Raw genomic sequence first — 21,982 nt, forward strand, 5'->3', positions numbered from 1 at the left:
AAATCAGATGGGCAGCTTGCGGAAGATCGGCCGCGGTACGTGCCGCAGCACCATCATCACCAGACGCCACGGCGCAGGAGTCCAGATGAGGGGAGTGCCCTTGCGTGACGCGTTCACCGCGAGCTTCGCGATGACCTCCTTGTCGACCGTCATCGGGGCTTCCTTGACGTGCGCGCTGAACTTGGTGCGCACCATGCCCGGGCGAACGACGGTGACCCGAGGTCCGAACTCGCGCAACGCTTCTCCGAGTCCGAGGTAGAACCCGTCGAGTCCGGCCTTGGTGGAGCCGTACACGAAGTTGGAGCGACGTACCCGCTCGCCTGCCACCGAGGACATGACGATGATGCGGCCGTAGGCCTGCGCCTTCATCTTCTCGCCCAGCAGTACGCCGACCGAGACGGAGGCGGTGTAGTTGATGTTCGCGGCGAGGACGGCCTTGCGCTGGTCCTGCCAGAGCTGCTCGGCATCGAAGTCGACGGCGAAAGCCACGATGGCGACGTCGACATCACCCTTGGCCCACGCCGCGTCGATGACTTTCGGGTGCGAGGCGGTGTCGAGTGCATCGAAGTCGATGACGTCGACGGCCTTCGCGCCCTTGGCCGTCAGCTGTGCGACGGCGCTTTCGCGCAGCGGATCGTTCGGCAGCGCAGCGAGGATGACACGTGCCGGAGACTTCGACAGGTACTCCTCGGTGATCGCGAGACCGATCTCGCTGGTGCCACCCAGAACCAGAATCGTCTGGGGGTTACCGACGGCATCTATCGTCACAGCAGTTCCAACCTTCTTGCCATATCGGAGGCGAAAACGCCTGTGGGGTCAACGGATCGACGAACCTTGATCCATTCGTCGATCCGCGGGTACATCGAGTGGAAGGTCTCGGCGTCGGTGCGCGAGTCCTTCGCGGTGTAGAGACGACCACCGAATTCGAGCACCCGCTTGTCGAGTTCACGGACGAATTCGTTCAAGCCCGGCTTGATCGGGAAGTCGACGCAGATGTTCCATCCGGGAATCGGAAAGCTCAGTGGCGCTTTGTTTCCGGGTCCGAACAGCTTGAACACGTTGAGGAACGAGTAGTGCCCGGACTTCTGGATGTCGACGATGATCTTCTTGAACTCGTCGATGGCCTCCGGTGGCACAACGAACTGGTACTGCAGGAATCCCTTGGAGCCGTAGGCGCGGTTCCATTCGCCGAACATGTCCAGTGGGTGATAGAACGCCGTCAGGGACTGAACCTTGTTCCGGTAGTCGCCTGCCTTGCGGTACCAGACCTCGCCGACGGCAGAGAACGTGTACTTGTTGGCCAGGCCGTTGGGGAAGACGTCCGGAAACGTCACCAGCGGTTTGGCGTTGAACCGCAGCGGGTCCTTCTGAAGTTTGGCGGGCAGCTGGTCCAGCGTTGCAAGCGATCCACGGGAGAGGGCTGCGCGGCCGAGCTTGGGCGGCGGGGCGACCGCGTCGAACCAGGCACTCGAGTAGGCGTAGTTGTTCTCGCTGCCGTCGCTGTGCAGGGCGATGGTCTCGTCGAGGGTGCTGGTGACGTCACCGTCGGCGATGAAGTACGCCGTCTCGGTCGGCGTCATCTCGATGGTCGCGCGCAGGATGATGCCGGTCAGGCCGTTGCCGCCGACCGTCGCCCAGAAGAGCTTGGCGTTCTTGCCCGACGGCGTCAGGTGGCGGATCTGACCGTCCGCGGTGAGCAGTTCCATCGACCGGACGTGGTTGCCGAAGCTACCCGCGCTGTGATGGTTCTTGCCGTGGATGTCCGTGCCGATGGCACCACCGATGGTGACCTGACGAGTACCCGGCAACACCGGTACCCACAGACCGAACGGCAGCGCCGCTCGCATCAGCTGGTCGAGGTTGACGCCGCCGTCGACGTCGACGATCCGCGTCGACGCGTCGATGCTGTGAATGCCGTTCAAGGCATTCATGTCGATGACCAGGCCGCCGGAGTTCTGCGCATTGTCACCGTAGGAGCGGCCGAGGCCGCGGGCGATGACGCCGCGTCGGAGGTGGGCCGGCTTGGAGTCGTTCTGCTCGGCGACCTGCTTGACCGCGTTCGCGATGAGCTCGGGGTCGGAGGTCGAGAGCACCTCTCCAGTGGAGGGCGCAGTGCGGCCCCAACCGGTGAGTGTGCGGGTCTGCGTGGGTAGCGGCGCAGTGTTCCCGGCCTGTGGTTCCAGGGGGAAGAGTGCGTCGTCGGCTGTCGTGGACATCGCTCAAGAGGGTACCCGCATTGCGGTAGCGGCTAGTGTCAGTCCTCGTGTCCACCCCCGACCGCTCCGCAGAAGAAGGCTCGACGGACGACGACTGGTCGCCCGAGGACGACGAGTTGCAGCATCACGTCCCGCTACCCGTCGAGCTGCCGCTGACCGAGAACATCGCCGACGCGGCCCTCGATCTCAAGACGCAGGTGCTGCGTTTCTTGGCGACGGGTGTGTTGTCGGCCATCGTCGATCAGGGCGTCAACCTGATCCTGCACTTCGTGTTCGGCGTCGGGGTGACGTTGGCCAAGGCGATCGGCTTTGTGCTCGGCACCACAACGGCGTACCTGATCAACCGCCGGTGGACGTTCAATGCGGCACCGTCGCGTGCCCGGTTCCTCGCTGTCGTCGCGCTGTACGGAGTCACCTTCGCCGTCCAGGTCGGCATCTACACCTGGCTCTACCAGGCCCTTCCCGACGGCTTCTGGTACGCCAACGTGGCCTTCGTCATCGCGCAGGGCACGGCGACGGTCATCAACTTCCTCGTTCAGCGGTTCGTGATCTTCAAGATTCGGTAAATATTGTGGTGCGCTAAGGATCCTTGATCCCGGGCCGAGGTCCTGGTTCAATATGGCCCCAGGAGGGGAGTATCCCCCAGCAGCTTCGTCGTCACCACGGCCCGGCAATCCGGGCCCGGCGAGCGGCCCGCGTCGGGCGGGAGAGACCTCCAGTTCACAGAACTGGAGGTTGTCATGTCCGTTCCATTCTGGGCTTGGGTGGCAGTACTCGGCTTCATCGTCGCCATGCTCGCGGTCGATTTGTTCGCTCATCGGCGAGCACACGTCATCGGAGTGCGCGAAGCGGCCGTCTGGTCAGGTATCTGGGTCGCCTTCGGCGTCGGTTTCGGAGTACTGATCTGGGCCACTGCCGGTGCAGAGTTCGGCCAGCAATACTTCGCCGGCTACTTGATCGAGAAGTCGCTGGCGGTCGACAACGTGTTCGTGTGGGCCATCATCTTCACGTATTTCGCGGTGCCGAGAGAGTTGCAACACCGCGTCCTGTTCTTCGGTGTACTCGGTGCTCTGGTCTTTCGCGGCATCTTCATAGCCGGGGGATCTGCCCTCATCGCCAGCTTCAGCGCGGTGCTCTACCTCTTCGCTGCGTTCTTGATCTTCACCGGCTACCGCATGGTGCGTCAACGCAACGAGCACCTCGATCCCGAACAGTCTCGAACGCTGCGGCTGTTTCGTCGCTACGTTCCCATGACCGACGCGTTCTACGGGCAGAAATTCGTGGTGCGCATCAGGGGCGTCGCGTTGGCCACTCCGCTGCTGGCGGTGCTGGTCCTCGTCGAGGTCACCGACATCGTCTTCGCTGTCGATTCCATCCCGGCGATCTTCGCCGTCACCGACATCCCCTTCCTGGTGTTCACCGCCAACGCATTCGCCATTCTCGGACTGCGCGCGATGTACTTTCTGCTCGCGGACCTGATGCACCGGTTCGTGTACCTGAAGGTGGGATTGGCGTTGGTCCTGATTTGGGTCGGCATCAAGATGGCACTCAAGGTCGACGTGTTCTACATCCCCACCGCCGTCTCGCTCGGTGTCATCTCGTCGATTCTCGCGGTCTCCGTGATACTCAGTTTGCGAGCCACCCGAGGGCAGGATGCGCACCCGCAGGTCGACCGGCCGGTGTCGCCGTTCCGGACGGCAACAGATGCTGAACTTGTTGCGGCTCAACCCTTGTGGAGCAGGCGCGGTCGACGGACAGATCGTTCGTAGCCTTCGCAGCGCACAGCATCGGGTGTTGGGGCGACGCCGGCACGGCCGCGGTGTCGCCCCGACGACGATTTACTCAGAAGATAGGGAGGTTCCCTGCTTCGAGGGCTTCGGCGAGGGTGGGGGCGGCTTTGTCCTTGTCGGAGAGCTCGTAGGTCAAAGGTGAGCCGTCGCGGCCGGTGGTGGGCCAGTCGATGCCCAGCGCCGGGTCGAGTGGGTTGATGTCGCGGTCCAGCGCCGGGGTGTACTCCAGGCTGCACAGGTACATGACGGTGGAGTTGTCTTCCAACGACAAGATGGCGTGGCCGAGGCCTTCGGAGAGAAATACTGCTTTGCGGTCGATGTCGTCGATCAGCACGCTGTCCCACTGCCCGAACGTCGGGGATCCGACCCGCAGGTCGACGATGACATCGAGGAACGCTCCGCGGGCGCAGGTGACGTATTTCGCCTGCCCGGGCGGGTTGGTGGTGAAGTGGATCCCGCGAAGGACCCCGGCCGCGGAGACCGAGCAGTTCGCCTGCAGCAGATCCAACGACCGCCCGGTTGCCTCCTCGAACGCCGACGCTTTGAACCATTCGAAGAACACGCCGCGGTCGTCGCCGAACTGACGTGGGGTGTATTCGTAGGCGCCGGCAATTCTCAACTCGCGAAAGGTCATCGGTTCCCTCGGTCGATCAGATCCAGCAGGTAGCGGCCGTAGCCGGATTTGACGAGCTTCTCCGCTCGGGCGCGCAGTTCGTCGTCGGTGATGAACCCTCGCCGCCAGGCAACTTCTTCGGGGGATCCGATTTTCAGTCCTTGGCGTTGTTCGATGGTGCGCACGTAGTTCGACGCGTCGAGGAGGGAGTCGAAGGTGCCGGTGTCGAGCCAGGCGGTGCCGCGAGGGAGGACCTCGACCTGCAGGCGGCCGGCATCGAGATAGTGGCGGTTGACGTCGGTGATCTCGTATTCCCCGCGGGCGGAGGGCTGCAGGTCGCGGGCGATGGCGATGACGTCGTTGTCGTAGAAGTACAGGCCCGGGACGGCGTAGTTCGATTTCGGGGCGGCGGGCTTCTCCTCGAGGGAGATCGCTTTGCGGTTGGCGTCGAATTCGATGACGCCGTAGGCGGTGGGGTCGGAGACCTCGTAGGCGAAGACGGCTCCGCCGTCGATGGTGTCGAAGCGCGACAGTTGGGTGCCCAGGCCGGGGCCGTAGAAGATGTTGTCGCCCAATACCAGTGCGGCGGAGTCGGTGCCGATGTGCTCGGCACCGAGGACGAACGCTTGGGCGAGGCCGTTCGGCTCGTGTTGGGCCTTGTAGGTCAGTGAGATGCCGAACTGGGAGCCGTCACCGAGCAAGCGCGTGAACTGATCGGCGTCCTGAGGGGTGGTGATGATGAGGATCTCGCGGATCCCGGCGAGGATCAGCGTCGAGAGTGGGTAGTAGATCATCGGTTTGTCGTAGACCGGGACGAGCTGCTTGCTCACGCCCATCGTGATCGGATGAAGCCGTGAGCCCGTGCCGCCCGCCAGAATGATTCCCCGCATGACCGCGAAGTCTTCCAGACCCTCCGGCCGACCGCGCGGTTGTGCCTGCTCCGTTTCCGCTGCGTGAGCTATGAGGTGCACGTACGCTCGCCGCATACCCCGCCCGCCGAGAGGACCGAGGACAACGATCGTGACGAGCCGCACTCAGATCGAAACCGGTATCAGGCAGGTCACCACCCTTCTCGCGGCAGCTGAGGGCGATGCCAGAGCGTCGGCGACGCCCTGTACCGAGTGGACCGTCGCCGACCTGACGGACCACCTGGTGCACACGGCGGGTCAGTTGGTGACGATGGCCCGCGGCGAAGACATCGATTGGTCGATCTCGCCGCAGTCCGTCTCCGACCCGATCCCGCTGTGGACCGAGCGCACCGATGAGCTGCTGGCAGTGATCGATTCGGGTTCGCCGCTGCCGCTCGGCATGGTGGCAGCGGAATTCTCGGTGCACGCGTGGGATCTCGCGACCGCGCTCGGTCGCGGCACCGATGATTTCGACTCGACCGTGGCGGAGGAGGGAATGGCCTTCATGTCATAGAATCTGACCGAGGAACGCCGCGCCGGTGCTTTCGACCCGGCGCAGCCCACACCGGACGGGGCCAATGCTTATGAGCGCCTCGCGGCTTTCGCCGGACGCACTGTCTCGCGTTCCTGAGACGTCGCTGCAGGTGGCTCATTCCCATGGGATTCGGTACGGCTGAGTTCCGACCTCGTCCTCAGTGTTCTGTGTCGGCCATTCGGCCGGCCAGTCGATCTGCGGATCTCCCTTCAGTTCGTCGACCTCAGGAGGTAGCGGAGACGCCTGCAACTCGATGCGCTCCCAGCTGCATTCACCCGACGCGACGCGATCGGCAAATCGAGTCATTGCTGCCGACGCCCGCGGTGACGACGCCAGGCGAGCCAGCAATTCTGCCGTGACGTGTCGGGTTCCCAACTGAGCCTTCAGGTCGGTGTTCAAGGCCCGCGTGCGCGCGGCCTCGAGCTCACTGCAGGATGTCATCAGACGGTCGTATGCAGCTCGGGCGTGTGGTGGCAGCGACTCGATCATGCGTCCCGCCATGGTTCGTCGCCGGTTCCGACGGAGAAGTTCTCGTCCGGAGTGTCGAGCATCGGTCGGATATCCGCGGTCTTTCCCGCTTCCGCAGATTGCTTGCCGTAGTCGAGGAAGTCGTTCAGGGGGCGCAACGTGTCGTCGATCTTCTTGCCCACCTGGCCTTCGGGGTCGCCGAGCGCGTCGAGGAACGCGCCGAAGTCGTCGACCACCTGCTCGATCTTCGCGATGAGCTCTTTGGTCAGATCCATTGCTGTCCAGCATATTTCGATGATGCTCTCGACCTGCCAGGCGGTGCCCACCACCGGTACCTTCTTGATCATGACCTTCAATGCACCGCGGGCGTTGTCTACGGCCACTTCGGACTCGAGCAATTCGACGATCTTGCGGACCACTGCCAGCGCGGCGTCACGGAGTTGTTCGGATATCACTGCACAGACCGCGGATATCGTGCGGCCGGCGGGCCCTTCCCATCGCATTGCGGCCAGTTGTCGGTCGGCATAGTCGGTGAATGCCTGTGCGGCAGCGCCGTTCCAGTAGCTGTCCACGCGGCGCACCCCTGCAGCAAACGATCCACCGGCAGCTTCCATCGCGTCGCCCGCGATCTGGTAGGACTGGCCGATTCTCCTGATTTCGTTCCAGTTGCCGGTGATCGGAATGGTTGCCTCGTTCAGAGGGCTCCATCCGGAGAGTTCGAAGATCGTTGTGTCGATCTCTCCGAGCCAGCTCGCAGCTTCGTCGAGTAGGTCTCGGATGTCGTCGATCACGGGATTCGGTGCGGGATAGTCGATTCTCTGGGGCCGTCCGTAATCAGTTGCCCCGTCGAATTCGTCCACGTGGCCGACCGCGGCGTGATCTGAACTGCCGCGGTCGATGCCGGGTAGCGGCGGCGCAGTTGTGTGAGCGTTGAGCAGGTCATAGTTTCGCTGATCCTGATCGGCATACAGCCATGCCGCCTTGTTGAGTTCGGCACCCATTTCACCGCAGTTGGTGGACAGATGAACCTGCCGAGTGCGTGTCATCTCCTGAAAGCTTGCGAGATACGGCTGGAGGCGCTGCAGAATCTGCCCAATCACGTTCTCGCTCAAGCCCGCGTGATCGAGTAAATAATGATGACCGGCCAGAGTGTCGCCGCCGATGCGATCGAGAAGATTCCCGAGGCCGGCGATTTCCGAGGGATCGCCCTCGAATGTCTCCTCGGTCATCGTGGCTGCCCCGTCGTCGAATCAGGCTTGCGCAGTGTCGAGATCAGGGTGTCCACAGTCGAGTAGTCCAGCGAGCCCTCGTTGCTCTGGTCGAGCTGAACCATGAATACCGCGACGGTTGCCGTGGCGAATCCCGGTATCGCCACGACGTCGAACGTCGCCTCGGTCGGGCTGCATTCCACGCTGGCGTGGATGTCCGAGCCACGAACGGTGTATCGCACGGCAGGCTCTCCATCGACCTCGATGTCCTGAGGCTCCGAGTATTCGATGCGTGGTGGGGCAGCGGAGTCGTCGCCGAAGACGACTTCCGCGCCGCGGGCAGCGTCCAGTGCTGCGGCGTGCAAGTCCATCCCGTTGCGGCCAGTCATACCGGACTCGGCGAGCGACGCCCCGTCCACTTCTGGGCAGTAGCCGTAGCCGTAATCGGCGCTGGCACCGTAGACGACCGACTTGCCATCGTTCGACCAACCCGCGATTCCGGTCGAGAAGTTTCGCCAGTCTGCCGGTATTTCGTAAGTCCAGCCGAATTTGGTGGCGATGGGCTGCGGCTGGCCGTCGAGCACCTCGATTTTCGGTGGCGGCCGGTTCATGGACGGAAACCCCGGCGGCAGGGGTGGCGGCGCCGTCGTCGAGCCCGTGAGTTCCGGCGACACCGGCGGAAGAGCTTCTACCCCCTCGTACGGTTCCGGAACAGGCGGCGCAAAGTGCGGAATTGCCCACATGAGGCCGAACAGCAGCGCTGTCGATGCTGCGAGACGAATCAGAATCTTTCCCAGACCCATCAGTTATTACTCCCCCCGAAGTCGAAGAGAAGCTAGCACGCGCGCCCGACAAGAGGGGTCGACCTGCGGACGCGGTGCGACTTCCGCTCCACTCGAAAGTCTCATCGCCGGGATCCTCCCCGCTGGGGCGTCGAGTGGAGCATCCCGTGCAGCGACACTCTCGCTGGAACGGTCTGTGGGCCGCGACAAGACCGGCCCGCACGAGCCTCCACCGGTAAAGTGCCTGTTCATGAGAATTCTTGTCACGGGTGGGGCCGGGTTCATCGGCGCGAACTTCGTACATCAGACCCTCGCACAGCGCCCCGAATCCCAGGTCACCGTGCTCGACAAGCTCACCTACGCCGGCAACAAGGCCTCCCTCGACCCGGTGGCAGATCGCATCGAGTTCGTGCACGGCGACATCGCCGACGCCGATCTGGTCGACCGCCTCGTCCGCGAGACCGATCTCGTCGTCCACTTTGCCGCCGAATCCCACAACGACAACTCGTTGACCGACCCGTGGCCGTTCGTGCACACCAACGTCATCGGCACCACCACCTTGCTCAACGCGGTCCGCGAACACGACGTCCGCTATCACCACATCTCCACCGACGAGGTCTACGGCGACCTCGAACTCGACGATCCGGCGAGATTCACCGAATCGACCCCGTACAACCCGTCGAGCCCGTACTCCTCGACCAAAGCGTCGAGTGATCTGCTGGTGCGTGCCTGGACCCGATCGTTCGGCGTCCGGTCCACCATCTCCAACTGCTCGAACAACTACGGCCCGTATCAGCATGTGGAGAAGTTCATCCCGCGTCAGATCACCAACATCCTCAGCGGCTCCCGCCCGAGGCTCTACGGGGCAGGTCAGAATGTGCGCGACTGGATCCACGTCGACGATCACAACAGCGCCGTCTGGGCCATCATCGACGGCGGGCGAATCGGCGAGACCTACCTCATCGGAGCCGACGGCGAAGCGAACAATCGCACCGTCCTCGAAGCGATCCTCGAGGAAACCGGCAACGCCCCCGACGCCTTCGATTTCGTCACCGACCGCCCCGGCCACGACCTGCGCTACGCCATCGACTCGACCAAACTCCGCACCGAATTGGGTTGGACGCCGAACTATGTCGACTTCCGCGCCGGCCTGAAAGCCACCGTCGACTGGTACCGCGACAACGAACAGTGGTGGCGACCGCAGAAGGACGCCACCGAAGCGGTCTACGCCGCCAAGGAGTCTGTCCTGAACCGCTAGTGCGGGGAGGTCCGGCCGGTGGCCGCAGGGACGCGAGAATCGCTGTGTACCAACATGTTGCGTAGGACTCGGGATCCGGATACAGCGGCGATCGCGCCTGCCAGCACCTCGCAGATGGTGAACACCAGACGTGATGCCAGTGCCAGTCCCAACGCGACACCCGCGTCCATGTACGGGGACAGTGCTGCAACCACCACGGCCTCTCGGACACCGATACCGGACGGCACGACGACGACGAGCACGCCGGCACACATTCCGAGTGCGAGCGCTCCGATGCACTCCACCAGTCCACCGATCCGGAAACCTGCGGAGCTCGACGCAAGAATCCACAGGTGAGTGCCGTAGAGGACCCAACTGGCGGCACACCAGCCGAGCGACAGAGCGATCTTGCGAGTGGCCAGCGGGGACTGCAGCGGCGCGCGGCGAAGAAGCTTCAGTGCGAGATTGACCAGGCGAGTCAGGATCGGTGGGTAGGCGCAGATCAACGCGATCGGTACCAACACGATCACTGCGACCGCGGCGATGGTGCTGACGTCGAACAGTGCGGGAAGACCCAGAAGCCCGACCACGAGGGCAGATGTGGTGCTGAGTCCGACCGTGACGAGAACGGCGACGAACCCGGCTGCTCTGGTCACCCCGGCCCGCCTGACCAGTTCGGTCTGGAGAACGAATGCCCAGACGCTGCCCGGCAGATACTTACCCAGCTGGCCCACCAGGTAGCAGCGTGCCGCGTCGAATGCCGGGATCGGATACTCCAGCGCCCCCAGCGCGTGTTGCCAGGCTCGGACCGCAGCTCCCATGCCGAGAAACACCAGCAGCGAAGACCCCAGAAGCGACCAGATTCCCAGCGACAGAATGGTGTCGCGGACCTCGGACCACTGGGATCTCACTGCCAAGACGATGGCGACGACGATCGCCACGGTGACCGCGACGCGCAGCATGTTGCCGGCAATCTTCTTTCCGCGCGAAGCGGCTACCTCTTCGGTCATCCGATCAAGGGCTTCGTCGACAGATTTCGCCACCACTCGAAGGCCGTCGCGGTTGCGTCGTTCAGCGCTGCCAGGTCAGGAAGGCGACCGTTGGCATACGCCGAACCGACAACCTCGACGTCCGATTCGGCGTAGCCCTTCCTCGACATACCGACGGAATTCGCCCCGTGCAGGACGCCCGGGTTTCCTACCACGGTGGCGAACGGCGGGATGTCCTTCGTCGCTATGCCGCCCATCCCCACCATGGCACCCGCGCCCATCACTCGACGCTGGTGGATGGTGCTGTTCATGCCCATGTTGCAGCCGTGGCCGAGTGTGACGTGGCCGCCGAAGGTCACGCCAGGCGCTGCAATCGTGTTCTCACCGAGTTGCACGTCGTGACCCACCGAGATGCGATTCATGATGAACGAGTTGGCACCGATCATCGTCGGGCGCTCGCTTCCTTGGTGCACGGCGGTGAGCTCGCGGACGACAGTGTTCTCGCCGATGAAAATGCCGCACCCGACGCTGGGTTCGGAGTACGAGGAGAAGTGCTCGAATCCGTTGATCTCCGGCGGTGCGCCGATCACTGCCTGCGCGCCGATCCAGCAACCGCTTCCGATCTCGAGCGGACCGGTGAGCACTACGAAGGGTCCGATGGTGACCCGGTCGCCGATGACGACGCCGTCGCCGATGACGGCAGTCTCGTGGATTCGACAGTCCTGGCCTATGTCGATCGGCACCTGAATTCGGCCTCCCACGTTTTTGATGGTTTTACAGCGTTGTTGTAGAAAATAACGCTACGCGCGGCAAGGCTTGTGACCGGGACCTCACGGCAGGCGATAGTGTCAACGGGTAAAGATGCGAATCGGTACGGTTTCCGTCGCACCCAGATCGGTCCGAGGGGTTAGTCAGTGATTGCAATTTCCAGTGTCGTTTTCGGCGAAGATGTCGAGCGTGAAGTGCTCGATACCCTTCGTTCTGGCATTGTCGCGCAGGGCCCCAAGGTCAAGCGCTTCGAGGAGCAGTTCGCCGAGCTCGTCGGTGCTGACCACGCGATAGCAGTGAACAACGGTACGACGGCGCTCGGCGCAGCATTGGAAATTCAGGATCTGAAGCCTGGCGACGAGGTCTTGACCAGTCCGTTCACTTTCGTGGCGACCTTGAATGCAATTCTGGACGCGGGTGCCATTGTCCGATTTGCCGATATTTCGGCGGACGATTTCAATATCGACCCCGCCGATGCGGCGTCGCGGATCACCGATCGCACTTCGGTGCTCATGCCGGTTCATCTCTATGGGCAATCTGCAGACATGGCCGCGCTCGGCGACCTTGCGCAACAGCACGGCCTCGCCATCGTGGAGGATGCGGCGCAGGCGCACGGTGCGACGTTCGACGGCCGCGGAGTCGGCACGTTCGGGCTCGGCTGCTTTTCCTTCTATGCCACGAAGAATCTGACCACCGCCGAGGGCGGCATGATCACGACCGACGACGCGTCGGTTGCTGATCGTCTGCGAGTCCTGCGCAACCAGGGGATGCGTGCCCGTTACCAATACGAAGTTGTCGGGCACAACTATCGAATGACCGACCTGCAGGCCAGCCTCGGGCTTCCGCAGTTGGCTGGATACCGGGCCCAGGTAGAGCAGCGTCGGCGCAACGCGGACATGATCACCACCGGGTTGAAGGACGTGGCCGGACTGACGCTTCCCGCAGAGCTCGAACGCAGAGGGCACGTCTGGCACCAGTACACAATTCTGGTCGACGAGGACGCCTCGATCGATCGAGACGAACTGGGTTCGCGACTTGCAGACGCAGGCGTGGGTAGCGGCATCTACTACCCCAAGACCGCCTACGACTACGACTGCTACCGCCAGCATCCCAACGTCGTCATCGAAGACACCCCGGTTGCCACCTCGGTCTCGCAGCGATGCCTGAGTATCCCAGTGCATGCGAACTTGACTGTCGATGAAGTCGACACCGTCGTGTCGGCTGTCCGTTCGGCGATGGGACAGTGATGAATCCTCGGGTTGCGCTGGTCGGTTCGGGTCGGATGGGTTCTCTGCATGCCAGGGTCATTGCACAGTCGGATCGGTGTGATCTCGCTGTGCTCGTCGAGCCACGGGAGAGTCAAGGTCGGGCTGTCGCCGAACGCTTCGGCTGCGACTGGGCCGCGGAGTTCGACGACCTCTCCGGTATCGATGCAGTGGTCATCGCAGCCGCGACTCCTGCTCATTACGACATCGCCTCGCGCGTACTCGAGCTCGGAAAGCCGGTGTTGGTCGAAAAGCCCTTGGCTGCAACGTACGAGCAGAGCGCGGAGTTGGTGGGCAAGGCTGCCGCCGGGGACATTCCGTTGATGTGCGGTCTGCTGGAGCGATTCAACCCGGCGGTGCGCACAGCTCGCGAGTTCGCCGGTGACGTATGGCAGGTCAACGGCATTCGGCATTCGCCGTTCGTATCGCGCATCTCGACAGGAGTGGCGACCGATCTCCTCATTCACGACGTGGATCTGGCTATATCGTTCGTCGGCTCCGAACCGAAATCCGTTGCGGGGGAGTTCGGCTACTTTCATCCTGCGTCGACGGAGAACCACGCCGAAGACTGCGCAGACGCGATTCTGCGGTTCGAGTCGGGTGCTGTCGCAACGATTTCGGCGAGTCGGATCAGTCAGCGCAAGATCCGCCAGCTGTCGCTGCTCGAGTCGGATCGGCTCATCGAGATCGACCTGCTGCGCCGCGACATCACGGTCTATCGGCACATCGACGACGACATGCCGTCCGACCGCGACGGGTATCAGCAGCAGACGATCATCGAGATCCCGACCATCAGGTACAGCGAGGAGCCGCTGTCGGCTCAGTTGAACCACTTCTTGGACCTCGTCGGCGGGTCAGGAGATGTTGCAGCAGAACGCAACTCAATCCTCCCGGCGCACCGCGCGGTGGACGAAGCCACGCGGGCGGCGGCTCACTGATCGACTTGACGGCGTCGTCGGACGCCGACCACGACCGACTGGGCGAGGGCAAGAACGAGTCCACCGGCGGCCAGTGCAACCCCGCCGGCTGTGCCCGGCGGGGTGTATTCGATCGTCGCGGTCCTGCCTCCCTCCGGCAGCACCACCTGCAGCAAGCCACCCTCGGTGGCGCGCACCTCTGCGTTAGCCCCATCGACGGTGGCCGTCCACCCGGGCCACGCGAGCAGCGCGAACGTGACGACTCCGGAACCGTTGTACTGCACAGTTTCTCGGGTGTCCGTCTCGGCATCGTCCGCAAGCACGGTGACTCCGTCGCCGACAGCGGACAGTCGTCCATCCGGCCACGGTAGCGGCGTGTTGCGGTGTGCGACGGTGACGACGTCGGAGTTGGTGATCGTCCATCGGTCGAGGGGGAGTTGCTCGAGCGCGCTCAGATCTCCGTAGGGGCCGCTGTTCTGAACGATGATCGTGTCGAGTCGGAGCGCATCCGCCCATGACACACCGGTTCCGGGTGCCGTTGCCATCAATCTGTCCACTGCGTCAGGGCAGGTGACTCCGCCGTAGTAATTGAGGCACAGTGCGTCGACGAAATCCTCGTAACTGATACCGGCATAGCTGTTCACGGCGTCCACGCCGGAGGCTTGCCACGCGTTGCCGAACACCAGGTCACCCCATTGCGACGTCGGATCGTCATCGGGAATGGAATCCGTGTCGGCGATCGCGAAAGTGTTGCCGGTGTACCTGCTGTCCAAGCGGTCTTCCAGGAACGCGACCTGGCGAGGGAAACGCCACGGTGTCACGTTGTCGTTGCTTGTGAACCACGCGTTCGTCTGGAGTGCAAGTGTGGCAACGATTCCTACGACGAGGACGCCGCCGAACGCGCGTGGTGCCCGCAAGGCCGCGGTCACAGCGGCAACCGTCAGAAGGCCGCAGACCAGCAGTGCCAGTGCATGGATGCCGAGGTTGTCAGGGACGCTCGACCACGCCAGGTAGAACTGCAACACCAGCAGGGCTGCGGTGATCGAGACCCGCAGTCGGATTCTCTCGCGATGCAATCCGGCGCTGGCCGCAACGGCGGTGACAACCAACAGGGGCAGTTGGCCGTACTCGATCAACCGAATGGGCCAGCGGAACAGCCACAGGTTCGATGGACCGAGGAGCAACACTGCGTAGATGCCGCCGAAGACGGCCAGCGATAGTGCGCTCGTCTTCAGGTTGCCGAGTGTTCGCCATCGGATCCACGGACTCAGCGGCACCAGGAACCAGACGAGGTACCCGATGGGGACGGTCATGAAGCTGGCCCCGAAGGACTCGACCATCGGTAGATGAGTCGGGCTGCTGACGTTGATCAGATCGCCCAGTCCGGGCCGGAGAGTGCCGTCGTTGGACACTCCGGATTGGTTTCGCACCGACACGTCAGTGGTGAAGGCGAGTGGGAGGTAGACGATCAAGGACATCGCCAGGATGGAGACTCCGCTGACGATCAGCGACGTGATGCGCCGATAGTTGCCCAGCGCCACGACCTCTGCGATGACAGCGAGATACACGACGGCGACCGCGACGGCACCGTATGGGTTGCCGGTCGTCATGGCCATGAAGCCGAAGACAATGGGAACGATGGGATTGACTCGGCCGAGGGCAGCGGACCTGGTCGACCACCAGACATGTGGGATCCACGCGAAAGCGAACAGGCCCGACGCCCAACTCGAGGCGTCGAAGTACAGCGTGTAGCCGGCGAACGGCATCGCGAAACCGGCGACGAACGCCATCGACGTGCGCGCGCCGTACTGCTTCGCCAGGAGATAGACGCCGACGGCGAGAATCGCCATGAACTGCATCTTGACCAGGGTGATGCCGATGGCCAGATTGGGAATCGCCGCGATCAGGGCAGAGTTGGCCAACAGCAGCGGGTTGTAGGTGCCGTAGAGGGCTTCGGCGGTGACGTTCCCGCCGGCCCACAGTTCGGGCAGCAACGTCGGCCATGACCCCGACAGCAGTCTCTCGCCGATCACTCGCCAGCCTGGAGTGAATGCTGCCGCGCTGTCGTCCCAGTAGTAGAACCATCGGTTCGTGAGCATGGGTACCGCGGCAGCCAGAGCGACGGTCAGGGCCAGAACCGCGGGCGGGAGTACCCGCGCCGCCCAGGGGCGATCAGAAGTCACGAAACGCCTTCGTCGGTGATGGTCGGTGGGCATGGAACAGTCCGTTGCAGCGTAGTGTTTCGTCCGTTCGCACTATCCGACAGGCGCTGAAAGGGTGACGGTGGTTTCTGGTCCCGCTCCGAGTTCGCGGCCGGAAGCGGTCGAATTGTCGGTGGTCATACCGGCCCACAATTCCGCCCGAGTCATCGAGGCCACTGTCGACGCTTTCGTCGAGTACCTGTCCGGAAGAACTGCGGAGATCATCGTGGTCGAGAACGGTTCGACCGATTCGACTGCCGATATCTGCGCTCGGCTCGAGGCCGGGTGGACTCATCCTGCTGTCGCGCTCCACGTGCTGACCAGTGACAAGGGTATGGGCAATGCGCTTCGGCTCGGCGTCGAGCAGTCTCGTGGTGACCGCGTCCTGCTGACCGCCGACGATCTTCCGTTCGGTTTCGACGATCTGGATGCGGCCGCGCAGTTGGCCTCCGAAACCGGGTCGACGCCATTGGTGGCCATCGGCTCCAAGGCGCACCCGGAGTCTGCGGTGGAACGTGGAGTGCTCCGGGGAGTGATGACCTTCGGTTTCACGTCACTTCGCAGAATTGTCCTCGGCACTCGAACGCGGGACCCACAGGGAACGTTCATCGTCGACGGCACGCTGCTGCGTGCGGTGGCTCCGCAGCTGATCGAACCAGGCTTCTTGTTCACCACCGAGCTGGACTACGCGGTGGAGTTGGCCGGTGTCCGTCCCGTGGAGTTGCCGGTACGCCTGTCCGAATCGCATCGCAGCGAGCCCAGCCGGGTTGCCTTCGCCGATGTCGTGAAGATGGCCCGAGGTCTCCTGTCGTTGCGAGGTCGGCGTCACGAGCTACTGGCGGCCGCACGAGCCGGTCGTCAGGCTGTCGACGCCTGAAGCGAGCCACTCTTGGCTATTGCGAGTGACCACTCTCTAAGTTAGAGTTTCGTCATTCTATGACGGAGGTCACATGAACCCGAATATTTCTTTCGACGTCGTCATCACCGGCGGCACCGTCTACGACGGATCAGGCGGTCCAGGAGTGCGTGCCGATGTGGGCATCGTCGACGGCGTCGTGCGGGCCGTGTCCTCCACGCCGCTCGAGGCGGGCCCGGCGACCGAGGTGGTCGACGCCACCGGCAAGTGGGTCACGCCGGGCTTCGTGGACGTACATACCCATTACGACGCGGAGGTGTTGGTCGGGCCGGGCCTCGAAGAGTCCGTCCGGCACGGGGTCACGACGGTTCTCCTGGGCAACTGTTCGTTGTCGACGCTCTACTCCACTCCGGTGGACATTGCGGACCTGTTCAGTAGGGTCGAGGCGCTGCCGCGAGATCATGTGCTCAAGGCCGTCGATACGCACAAGACGTGGACGAGCCCCGACGAGTACATCGCAGCGCTCGAGCGCCTGCCCCTCGGCCCCAATATTGCTGCTTTGGTTGGTCATTCGGATCTACGCGCACACGTCATGGGCCTGGACCGCTCGACCGATCGCAGTCAGAAGCCCACCCGCGAGGAATGGCATGCCATGTCCGACGCGCTCGAGAAAGCGCTCGACGCCGGGCTGCTCGGAATGTCGACCATGACGAACCCGTGGGACAAGTTGGACGGCGATCGATACCGGTCTCGTTCCTTGCCGTCCTCGTACGCGCACTGGAGCGAATTCCGTTCTCTGCACAAGATTCTGCGTCGACGCGGTCGGTTGTTGCAGAGCATCCCGAACCTGAACACCAAGTACGACATGCTGTTCTTCCTCGCCTCGGCCACCGGGATCGGGCGCACTCCGCTCAAGATCTCGCTGCTGGCCGCGGCGGACGCGAAGGCGTCGCCCTGGATTCATCGCGTCTTCGGCCCGCTCGCTCGCATCGTCAACGGACCGGGCAAGGGTCAGTTCCGCTGGCAACACCTACCCACGACGTTCGATGTCTACTCCGACGGCATCGATCTGGTGGTGTTCGAGGAGTTCGGCTCGGGCCGCGCCGCGCTGCATCTGCGAGAAGAGTTGGGCCGCAACGAGTTGCTCTCGGACGAGGCCTACCGCCGTTGGTTCCGTGCCGATTTCGAGAAGAAGTTCAGCTCGCGCGTCTGGCATCGAGACTTCGCCGACGCCGAGATCACCGAATGCCCCGACGCGTCGGTCGTCGGAAAGAACGTCGCGGAGGTCGCGGGAGAGCGCGGTGTGCACGTGGTCGACGCATTCCTCGATCTGGTGGTCGAGCACGGCCGAAAGCTGCGCTGGCACACGACGGTAGCCAATCATCGCAAGCGGCAGATGGACAAGCTGATCAACCAGCCCGGGGTGACCGTGGGATTCTCCGACGCCGGCGCTCATCTGCGCAACATGGCGTTCTACAACTTCGGCATCCGGTTGTTGCACCGCGTGCACGATGCGCAGCGCGATCGTAAGCCGTTCATGACGGTCGAGAAGGCCGTACACAAGCTCAGCGGCGAGTTGGCCGACTTCTATGGTGTCGACGCCGGTCATGTACGGGTGGGGGATCGTGCCGATATCGTGGTGATCGATCCCGAGGGCCTGGACGAGGATGTCCTGGCCTACCGGGAGGAGATCATGCCGGAGTTCGGTGGCCTGAGCCGAATGGTCAATCGCAACGACCGCGCTGTCACCGCCACTCTGATTGCGGGCCGAGTAGTGTTCTCCGGCGGCACCTTTGTGCCCTGGTTCGGTGTGTCGGAGCGGGCAGGTAGCTTCCTGCGGGCAGGCACCCCAACGGCTCCTCGTCGCCGGGAGCGTGTGTGAGCCCGAGTCAACAACAGCGTCGGACCGAGACCATCGGAAAGTTGCTCGACGCGACGATCGTGTCGTTGTGCGAGAAGGGATATGCCGCAACCAGTGTCAGTGAGATCGTCGGCCGCGCAGGGGTGTCGTCGGGTGCCATGTTCCGGCATTTCGACACCAGGCTCGACCTGATCGTCGCCGCAGCGGACGAGGTTCGGCGACGCCAGTTCGTAGAGTTCCGTCATGGGCTGTCCGGTTTCGGTAGCGCATCCATCGAACATTGCCTCGAATTGCTCAGAGCTGCGTGCCGCGCCCCGATCAACGGTGCGTGGTACGAGCTCCTGACTGCCGCGCGCAGCGACGGCGAGCTGCGAGAGAGGCTGCAGCCCTTCACCGTTCGTTATCACGAGCAGATCGCCGAACTTGCTCGCACGCTCCCGGTGGCCGGTGCGATCGATCCACGACAGCTCGAGACGGTGATCTTCACCGTGGTCCACCTGCTCGACGGCGAGGCATTGGCAGCTGTGGTGCATCCGCAACCCGAGCAGGAGGCCATGCGGCTGAGGATGATTGCTCACCTGTTGCGCGGAGGCACGCTGCACGCTCTGAGCGACGTCGGATGACCCACTGGACGGTGCGCATTTCGGGTGCCGAGCTTCCTGTCTTCGAATACGGGAACCCGGGTGCGCGCTCGACCGTGCTGCTGGTGCACGGCTATCCCGACAACCGTCACGTGTTCGATCCGCTGATCGCCGAGCTCGGCGATCAGGTCCGGGTGATCGCCTACGACACGCGAGGCAGTGGAGCGTCCACACTCGAGCCCGCAGCGGACGTGTCCATCGAGCAGCTGGCGCGGGACGTCTTCGCGGTGGTCGAGTCGATTCCTGAGCTCACCGGGAAGGTGCACGTATTCGCCCACGACTGGGGATCGGTCCAGATGTGGGAGGCGATGGCCTCGCCTCGGGCGACCACCGCCTTCGCGTCGTACACCTCGGTGTCCGGACCCAGTCTGGATCATCTGCGGCAGGTGGCGCGGGCACGGTTGGTGCGGCCGCATCGATGGCCTTCGCTGGTCGGGCAGTTGGCCCGGTCCTGGTACGTCTTCGGGTTTCATGTGCCAGTTCTGGGCAGGCGCGTGCCGGATTTGTTGGCGCGACTGAATGCGGAGGGTGAGCCGACTCCGACGGTGGCCGACCAACAGCGCGGCATCGGTCTGTACCGGGCGAACGTGTTGCGGCGGGTGCTCCGCGGACCCGACCCTCTTTGCGACGTGCCGACCACCGTGGTCGTACCGACCCACGACCGCATGCTGTCGACGAACCTCACCGACGGTCTCGATCGATGGATCCCCGACCTGCGCGTCGTTCGGGTCGACGCGGGCCACTGGTGGCCGTACACGCACCCGGCCGCCGCCGCCCGCGTGTTGCTGGAGCGGGTGCGGGCCACGGGGTAGCCGTAGCTATTTGCCGAACAACCGTGCCCAATTGGAGCGACTGGTCATCGACTCGAATTCACGACGGTAGCTGTCACGTATTCGTGGAGCCTGGGACCGCAACTTCCATTGCGCACGGAGACCCCGGACGAGCAGTTGCTTCATCAGTTCGGCGTTGTGCCGTCGAACGCGAACGCCTTCCTGAGAGGCGTCGGTGACGACGGCGTGCCCGAAGAGTGAGACGTGCCACCAGTGCGCGTCCCGACTCGCGATAGCGACGGGATGCGGGTTGACGCGTCCGCGCAGTTGCTGCATCAGGCGCTTGGCCAGGACGAGGCCTTCCATGCTGGGCCACGGTGCAGCGCTGGCGATCTGGTAGTCGGCGTTCTGCAGTTCCGGTGCGTGCGCAGCGGAGTGTCGCACCGTCTCGGAGTACATCGCTCGTTCACGCCGGATGTCGGCAGCGGCCTCGATGCCGCCGTCGTGGAAGACTTCGGGACCCTGCAGAAAGTCCTCGATGGCCTTTATATGAGTGAACGCCAGTCCGTATTGCATTCCGACGAGGAACCGCAATAGATCGCGAGAAAGGCTGCGAAACAGTACCTTTCCATCGAACTCGCTGTGCAGGGCCGCGGTGAGCAGGCCGTTGCGAATGTTGAAGTAGCGGTGCCACTCGTCCCAGTCCTTCCAGGAGAAGTCGGCGTGCCATACGCCTGCACCCGGAAGGGTGACGGTAGCGAATCCGCGGCTGCGGGCGCGCAATCCGTATTCCACGTCGTCCCACTGGAAGAAAAGTGGGAGCGGGTATCCGACCTGAGCAATGATCTCGGACGGAATGAGGCAGGTCCACCAGCCGTTGTAGCCGGCGTCGACGCGAATGTCCTGACTCTTCTTTACAACGCTGGAGTTGACGAGCGCGTTGGTCGACGGAATGCCCACCTTGGGTCCGGAAAGGTCGGCGTGTTCGGCCCCGACGAGGATGCGATCAGGGTGAAACAGCCCCAGCATCTGCGCTCCGACGATGGCCGGCTCCACCGTCATGTTGGCGAAAGCATTGACACGCAAGACGGTTTCGGGCTCACACAGGATGTCGTCGTCCATCAGAATGACGTTGGCGTGATCGGCTCCGACGACGTCGGTGACCTCGTACATCCCGCGGGTGAAACCGCCTGCACCGCCGAGATTGGGTTGACGTATGTAGACGAGCTTGTCACCGAGCACCCGTGCGATGTTCTGGAACTTCTCGCGGATCTCGACCAGGTCGGTGCCCTGGTCCACCACGTACACCGCATCGAGACCGGCAACGACCTCTGAGTCGTTACCCAGTACTGCAACGGTTTCCGCGCATTCGTCGGCGCGGTTGAAGGTGCACACCACCACGGCCGCGGGTCGGACTGTCTCCGGGGAATCGACGCTCCACGCCACATCTGAGAGCTTCAGAGTGGTTGTGTGCGTGTTGATTCGGATCCACATGGCGCCACCGTCGACGAAGCGATCCAACAGGCCGTTCACTTCGACGGTGCCACTGCCGTCTACATCGACCGCGTCGACGGTGCGATCGCGGCCATCCGAGTCAGACGCAACCAGAGCGATGCGTCCGGCCCCGTCGTAGGAAAGCTGAACCCGTACCTCTGTGACGGCCGTCCAGCGTTGCCAGTAGCTCGCAGGAAAGCGGCCGAAGTAGGTGTTGGTGTCGATTTCTGCGTTGGGCTCGATCGCCACCTCGTGGCGTGACCGATAGGCCAGACCGCTGGCGATGTGGGTGTAGAGGTCGTCGTCGATCAGGGTGGACGGACCCGAGAACAGTCCGCGCTGGACAACGAAGCGCGATTGTGGGTCGTGCTCCACCAGGCGCGACCGCACATCTGAACTGCTGTGTGCGATGTCGGGGGCTGTATCGGTCATCAACGCTCCATCGATTTCGTACGGATTCGAG

21 protein-coding genes are annotated in these 21,982 nt (G+C 63.4%); 10 read left to right on the top strand and 11 right to left on the bottom strand.

Going from position 1 to position 21,982, the window contains the following annotated elements:
- Positions 1–3 precede the first annotated feature (3 nt).
- Together MTX35_RS15860 and MTX35_RS15865 are read right to left on the bottom strand one after the other, a co-directional pair.
- Positions 4–768, bottom strand: coding sequence for a decaprenylphospho-beta-D-erythro-pentofuranosid-2-ulose 2-reductase (locus MTX35_RS15860; RefSeq protein ID WP_121871831.1), 765 nt, complete (start codon positions 766–768; stop codon positions 4–6).
- A complete protein-coding gene (locus tag MTX35_RS15865) occupies positions 765–2,216 on the bottom strand; it encodes an FAD-binding oxidoreductase (RefSeq protein ID WP_243595899.1) in 1,452 nt (483 codons plus the stop codon). Before MTX35_RS15865 ends, MTX35_RS15860 begins: the two co-directional genes overlap by 4 nt.
- A gap of 47 nt (positions 2,217–2,263) precedes the next feature.
- Between MTX35_RS15865 and MTX35_RS15870 the strand changes: the two genes are divergently transcribed.
- Complete coding sequence (locus MTX35_RS15870) at positions 2,264–2,782, top strand: GtrA family protein (RefSeq protein ID WP_374230308.1); 519 nt, start codon at positions 2,264–2,266, stop codon at positions 2,780–2,782.
- 174 nt (positions 2,783–2,956) lie between these two features.
- Positions 2,957–3,985, top strand: coding sequence for a TerC family protein (locus tag MTX35_RS15875; protein WP_243595900.1), 1,029 nt, complete (start codon positions 2,957–2,959; stop codon positions 3,983–3,985).
- A gap of 73 nt (positions 3,986–4,058) precedes the next feature.
- On the opposite strand, the gene MTX35_RS15880 is transcribed toward MTX35_RS15875, so the two are convergent.
- Both MTX35_RS15880 and rfbA read right to left on the bottom strand, forming a co-directional pair.
- Entirely contained in the window at positions 4,059–4,640 is a 582-nt protein-coding gene (locus MTX35_RS15880) for a dTDP-4-dehydrorhamnose 3,5-epimerase family protein (protein ID WP_243595901.1), read from the bottom strand.
- Positions 4,637–5,509, bottom strand: a complete 873-nt coding sequence (gene rfbA, locus MTX35_RS15885) for a glucose-1-phosphate thymidylyltransferase RfbA (protein WP_243595902.1) — start codon at positions 5,507–5,509, stop codon at positions 4,637–4,639. The genes MTX35_RS15880 and rfbA overlap by 4 nt, the downstream gene beginning before the upstream one ends.
- Before the next feature lie 130 nt (positions 5,510–5,639).
- Here rfbA and MTX35_RS15890 point away from each other — a divergent pair, with 130 nt between their 5' ends.
- A complete protein-coding gene (locus MTX35_RS15890) occupies positions 5,640–6,041 on the top strand; it encodes a maleylpyruvate isomerase N-terminal domain-containing protein (RefSeq protein ID WP_243595903.1) in 402 nt (133 codons plus the stop codon).
- A 135-nt stretch (positions 6,042–6,176) separates the two neighbouring features.
- On the opposite strand, the gene MTX35_RS15895 is transcribed toward MTX35_RS15890, so the two are convergent.
- Genes MTX35_RS15895 through MTX35_RS15905 form a run of 3 tightly spaced genes read right to left on the bottom strand, consistent with a single transcriptional unit; the run spans position 6,177 to position 8,541 of the window.
- Positions 6,177–6,551 carry a hypothetical protein gene (locus MTX35_RS15895; protein WP_243595904.1) on the bottom strand — a complete coding sequence of 125 codons (375 nt, stop codon included), beginning with the start codon at positions 6,549–6,551 and terminating at the stop codon, positions 6,177–6,179.
- Positions 6,548–7,759 carry a WXG100 family type VII secretion target gene (locus MTX35_RS15900; RefSeq protein ID WP_243595905.1) on the bottom strand — a complete coding sequence of 404 codons (1,212 nt, stop codon included), beginning with the start codon at positions 7,757–7,759 and terminating at the stop codon, positions 6,548–6,550. Before MTX35_RS15900 ends, MTX35_RS15895 begins: the two co-directional genes overlap by 4 nt.
- A complete protein-coding gene (locus tag MTX35_RS15905) occupies positions 7,756–8,541 on the bottom strand; it encodes a hypothetical protein (RefSeq protein WP_243595906.1) in 786 nt (261 codons plus the stop codon). The genes MTX35_RS15900 and MTX35_RS15905 overlap by 4 nt, the downstream gene beginning before the upstream one ends.
- A 229-nt stretch (positions 8,542–8,770) precedes the next feature.
- On the opposite strand from MTX35_RS15905, the gene rfbB reads away from it, so the two are divergent.
- Positions 8,771–9,778 (top strand): dTDP-glucose 4,6-dehydratase, encoded by a 1,008-nt coding sequence (gene rfbB, locus MTX35_RS15910; protein ID WP_243595907.1) that lies wholly within the window; start codon positions 8,771–8,773, stop codon positions 9,776–9,778.
- On the opposite strand, the gene MTX35_RS15915 is transcribed toward rfbB, so the two are convergent.
- Complete coding sequence (locus MTX35_RS15915) at positions 9,775–10,767, bottom strand: lysylphosphatidylglycerol synthase transmembrane domain-containing protein (protein WP_243595908.1); 993 nt, start codon at positions 10,765–10,767, stop codon at positions 9,775–9,777. The genes rfbB and MTX35_RS15915 overlap by 4 nt on opposite strands.
- Positions 10,764–11,507 carry a DapH/DapD/GlmU-related protein gene (locus MTX35_RS26045; protein ID WP_243595909.1) on the bottom strand — a complete coding sequence of 248 codons (744 nt, stop codon included), beginning with the start codon at positions 11,505–11,507 and terminating at the stop codon, positions 10,764–10,766. The genes MTX35_RS15915 and MTX35_RS26045 overlap by 4 nt, the downstream gene beginning before the upstream one ends.
- Positions 11,508–11,708: 201 nt before the next feature.
- On the opposite strand from MTX35_RS26045, the gene MTX35_RS15925 reads away from it, so the two are divergent.
- Both MTX35_RS15925 and MTX35_RS15930 read left to right on the top strand, forming a co-directional pair.
- On the top strand, positions 11,709–12,761 hold the full coding sequence (locus MTX35_RS15925) for a DegT/DnrJ/EryC1/StrS aminotransferase family protein (RefSeq protein ID WP_243595938.1): 1,053 nt from the start codon (positions 11,709–11,711) through the stop codon (positions 12,759–12,761).
- Positions 12,761–13,717 carry a Gfo/Idh/MocA family protein gene (locus tag MTX35_RS15930; protein WP_243595910.1) on the top strand — a complete coding sequence of 319 codons (957 nt, stop codon included), beginning with the start codon at positions 12,761–12,763 and terminating at the stop codon, positions 13,715–13,717. The genes MTX35_RS15925 and MTX35_RS15930 overlap by 1 nt, the downstream gene beginning before the upstream one ends.
- Here MTX35_RS15930 and MTX35_RS15935 read toward each other — a convergent pair.
- The gene (locus tag MTX35_RS15935; RefSeq protein ID WP_243595911.1) at positions 13,711–15,879 is read right to left on the bottom strand and encodes a hypothetical protein; all 2,169 of its coding nucleotides are present in this window, start codon (positions 15,877–15,879) and stop codon (positions 13,711–13,713) included. The genes MTX35_RS15930 and MTX35_RS15935 overlap by 7 nt on opposite strands.
- Positions 15,880–15,979: 100 nt before the next feature.
- Here MTX35_RS15935 and MTX35_RS15940 point away from each other — a divergent pair, with 100 nt between their 5' ends.
- The 4 genes from MTX35_RS15940 to MTX35_RS15955 all read left to right on the top strand — a co-directional run bounded on the left by MTX35_RS15940 (position 15,980) and on the right by MTX35_RS15955 (position 20,067).
- Positions 15,980–16,774: a glycosyltransferase gene (locus MTX35_RS15940; RefSeq protein WP_243595912.1), complete on the top strand. Its 795-nt coding sequence runs from the start codon at positions 15,980–15,982 to the stop codon at positions 16,772–16,774.
- Between the two features lie 73 nt (positions 16,775–16,847).
- A complete protein-coding gene (locus tag MTX35_RS15945) occupies positions 16,848–18,635 on the top strand; it encodes an amidohydrolase family protein (RefSeq protein ID WP_243595913.1) in 1,788 nt (595 codons plus the stop codon).
- Entirely contained in the window at positions 18,632–19,237 is a 606-nt protein-coding gene (locus MTX35_RS15950) for a TetR/AcrR family transcriptional regulator (protein ID WP_243595914.1), read from the top strand. Before MTX35_RS15945 ends, MTX35_RS15950 begins: the two co-directional genes overlap by 4 nt.
- Positions 19,234–20,067: an alpha/beta fold hydrolase gene (locus MTX35_RS15955; protein WP_243595915.1), complete on the top strand. Its 834-nt coding sequence runs from the start codon at positions 19,234–19,236 to the stop codon at positions 20,065–20,067. Before MTX35_RS15950 ends, MTX35_RS15955 begins: the two co-directional genes overlap by 4 nt.
- Positions 20,068–20,073: 6 nt before the next feature.
- Here MTX35_RS15955 and MTX35_RS15960 read toward each other — a convergent pair whose 3' ends face one another.
- Positions 20,074–21,951: a glycosyltransferase gene (locus MTX35_RS15960; RefSeq protein ID WP_243595916.1), complete on the bottom strand. Its 1,878-nt coding sequence runs from the start codon at positions 21,949–21,951 to the stop codon at positions 20,074–20,076.
- Positions 21,952–21,982 lie beyond the last annotated feature (31 nt).

Origin of the sequence: Rhodococcus sp. ARC_M12, from assembly GCF_022810385.1 — a bacterium.
Lineage (GTDB): Bacteria > Actinomycetota > Actinomycetes > Mycobacteriales > Mycobacteriaceae > Rhodococcoides > Rhodococcoides navarretei.

What these genes read in the sequence shown, in the direction of transcription:
- MTX35_RS15960 (WP_243595916.1), bottom strand. Translation starts at nt 21,951, where the DNA reads ATGACCGATACAGCCCCCGACATCGCACACAGCAGTTCAGATGTGCGG.
- MTX35_RS15880 (WP_243595901.1), bottom strand. Translation starts at nt 4,640, where the DNA reads ATGACCTTTCGCGAGTTGAGAATTGCCGGCGCCTACGAATACACCCCA.
- MTX35_RS15905 (WP_243595906.1), bottom strand. Translation starts at nt 8,541, where the DNA reads ATGGGTCTGGGAAAGATTCTGATTCGTCTCGCAGCATCGACAGCGCTG.
- MTX35_RS15915 (WP_243595908.1), bottom strand. Translation starts at nt 10,767, where the DNA reads ATGACCGAAGAGGTAGCCGCTTCGCGCGGAAAGAAGATTGCCGGCAAC.
- MTX35_RS15900 (WP_243595905.1), bottom strand. Translation starts at nt 7,759, where the DNA reads ATGACCGAGGAGACATTCGAGGGCGATCCCTCGGAAATCGCCGGCCTC.
- MTX35_RS15955 (WP_243595915.1), top strand. Translation starts at nt 19,234, where the DNA reads ATGACCCACTGGACGGTGCGCATTTCGGGTGCCGAGCTTCCTGTCTTC.
- MTX35_RS15875 (WP_243595900.1), top strand. Translation starts at nt 2,957, where the DNA reads ATGTCCGTTCCATTCTGGGCTTGGGTGGCAGTACTCGGCTTCATCGTC.
- MTX35_RS15945 (WP_243595913.1), top strand. Translation starts at nt 16,848, where the DNA reads ATGAACCCGAATATTTCTTTCGACGTCGTCATCACCGGCGGCACCGTC.
- MTX35_RS15930 (WP_243595910.1), top strand. Translation starts at nt 12,761, where the DNA reads ATGAATCCTCGGGTTGCGCTGGTCGGTTCGGGTCGGATGGGTTCTCTG.
- MTX35_RS15865 (WP_243595899.1), bottom strand. Translation starts at nt 2,216, where the DNA reads ATGTCCACGACAGCCGACGACGCACTCTTCCCCCTGGAACCACAGGCC.
- MTX35_RS15895 (WP_243595904.1), bottom strand. Translation starts at nt 6,551, where the DNA reads ATGATCGAGTCGCTGCCACCACACGCCCGAGCTGCATACGACCGTCTG.
- rfbB (WP_243595907.1), top strand. Translation starts at nt 8,771, where the DNA reads ATGAGAATTCTTGTCACGGGTGGGGCCGGGTTCATCGGCGCGAACTTC.
- rfbA (WP_243595902.1), bottom strand. Translation starts at nt 5,509, where the DNA reads ATGCGGGGAATCATTCTGGCGGGCGGCACGGGCTCACGGCTTCATCCG.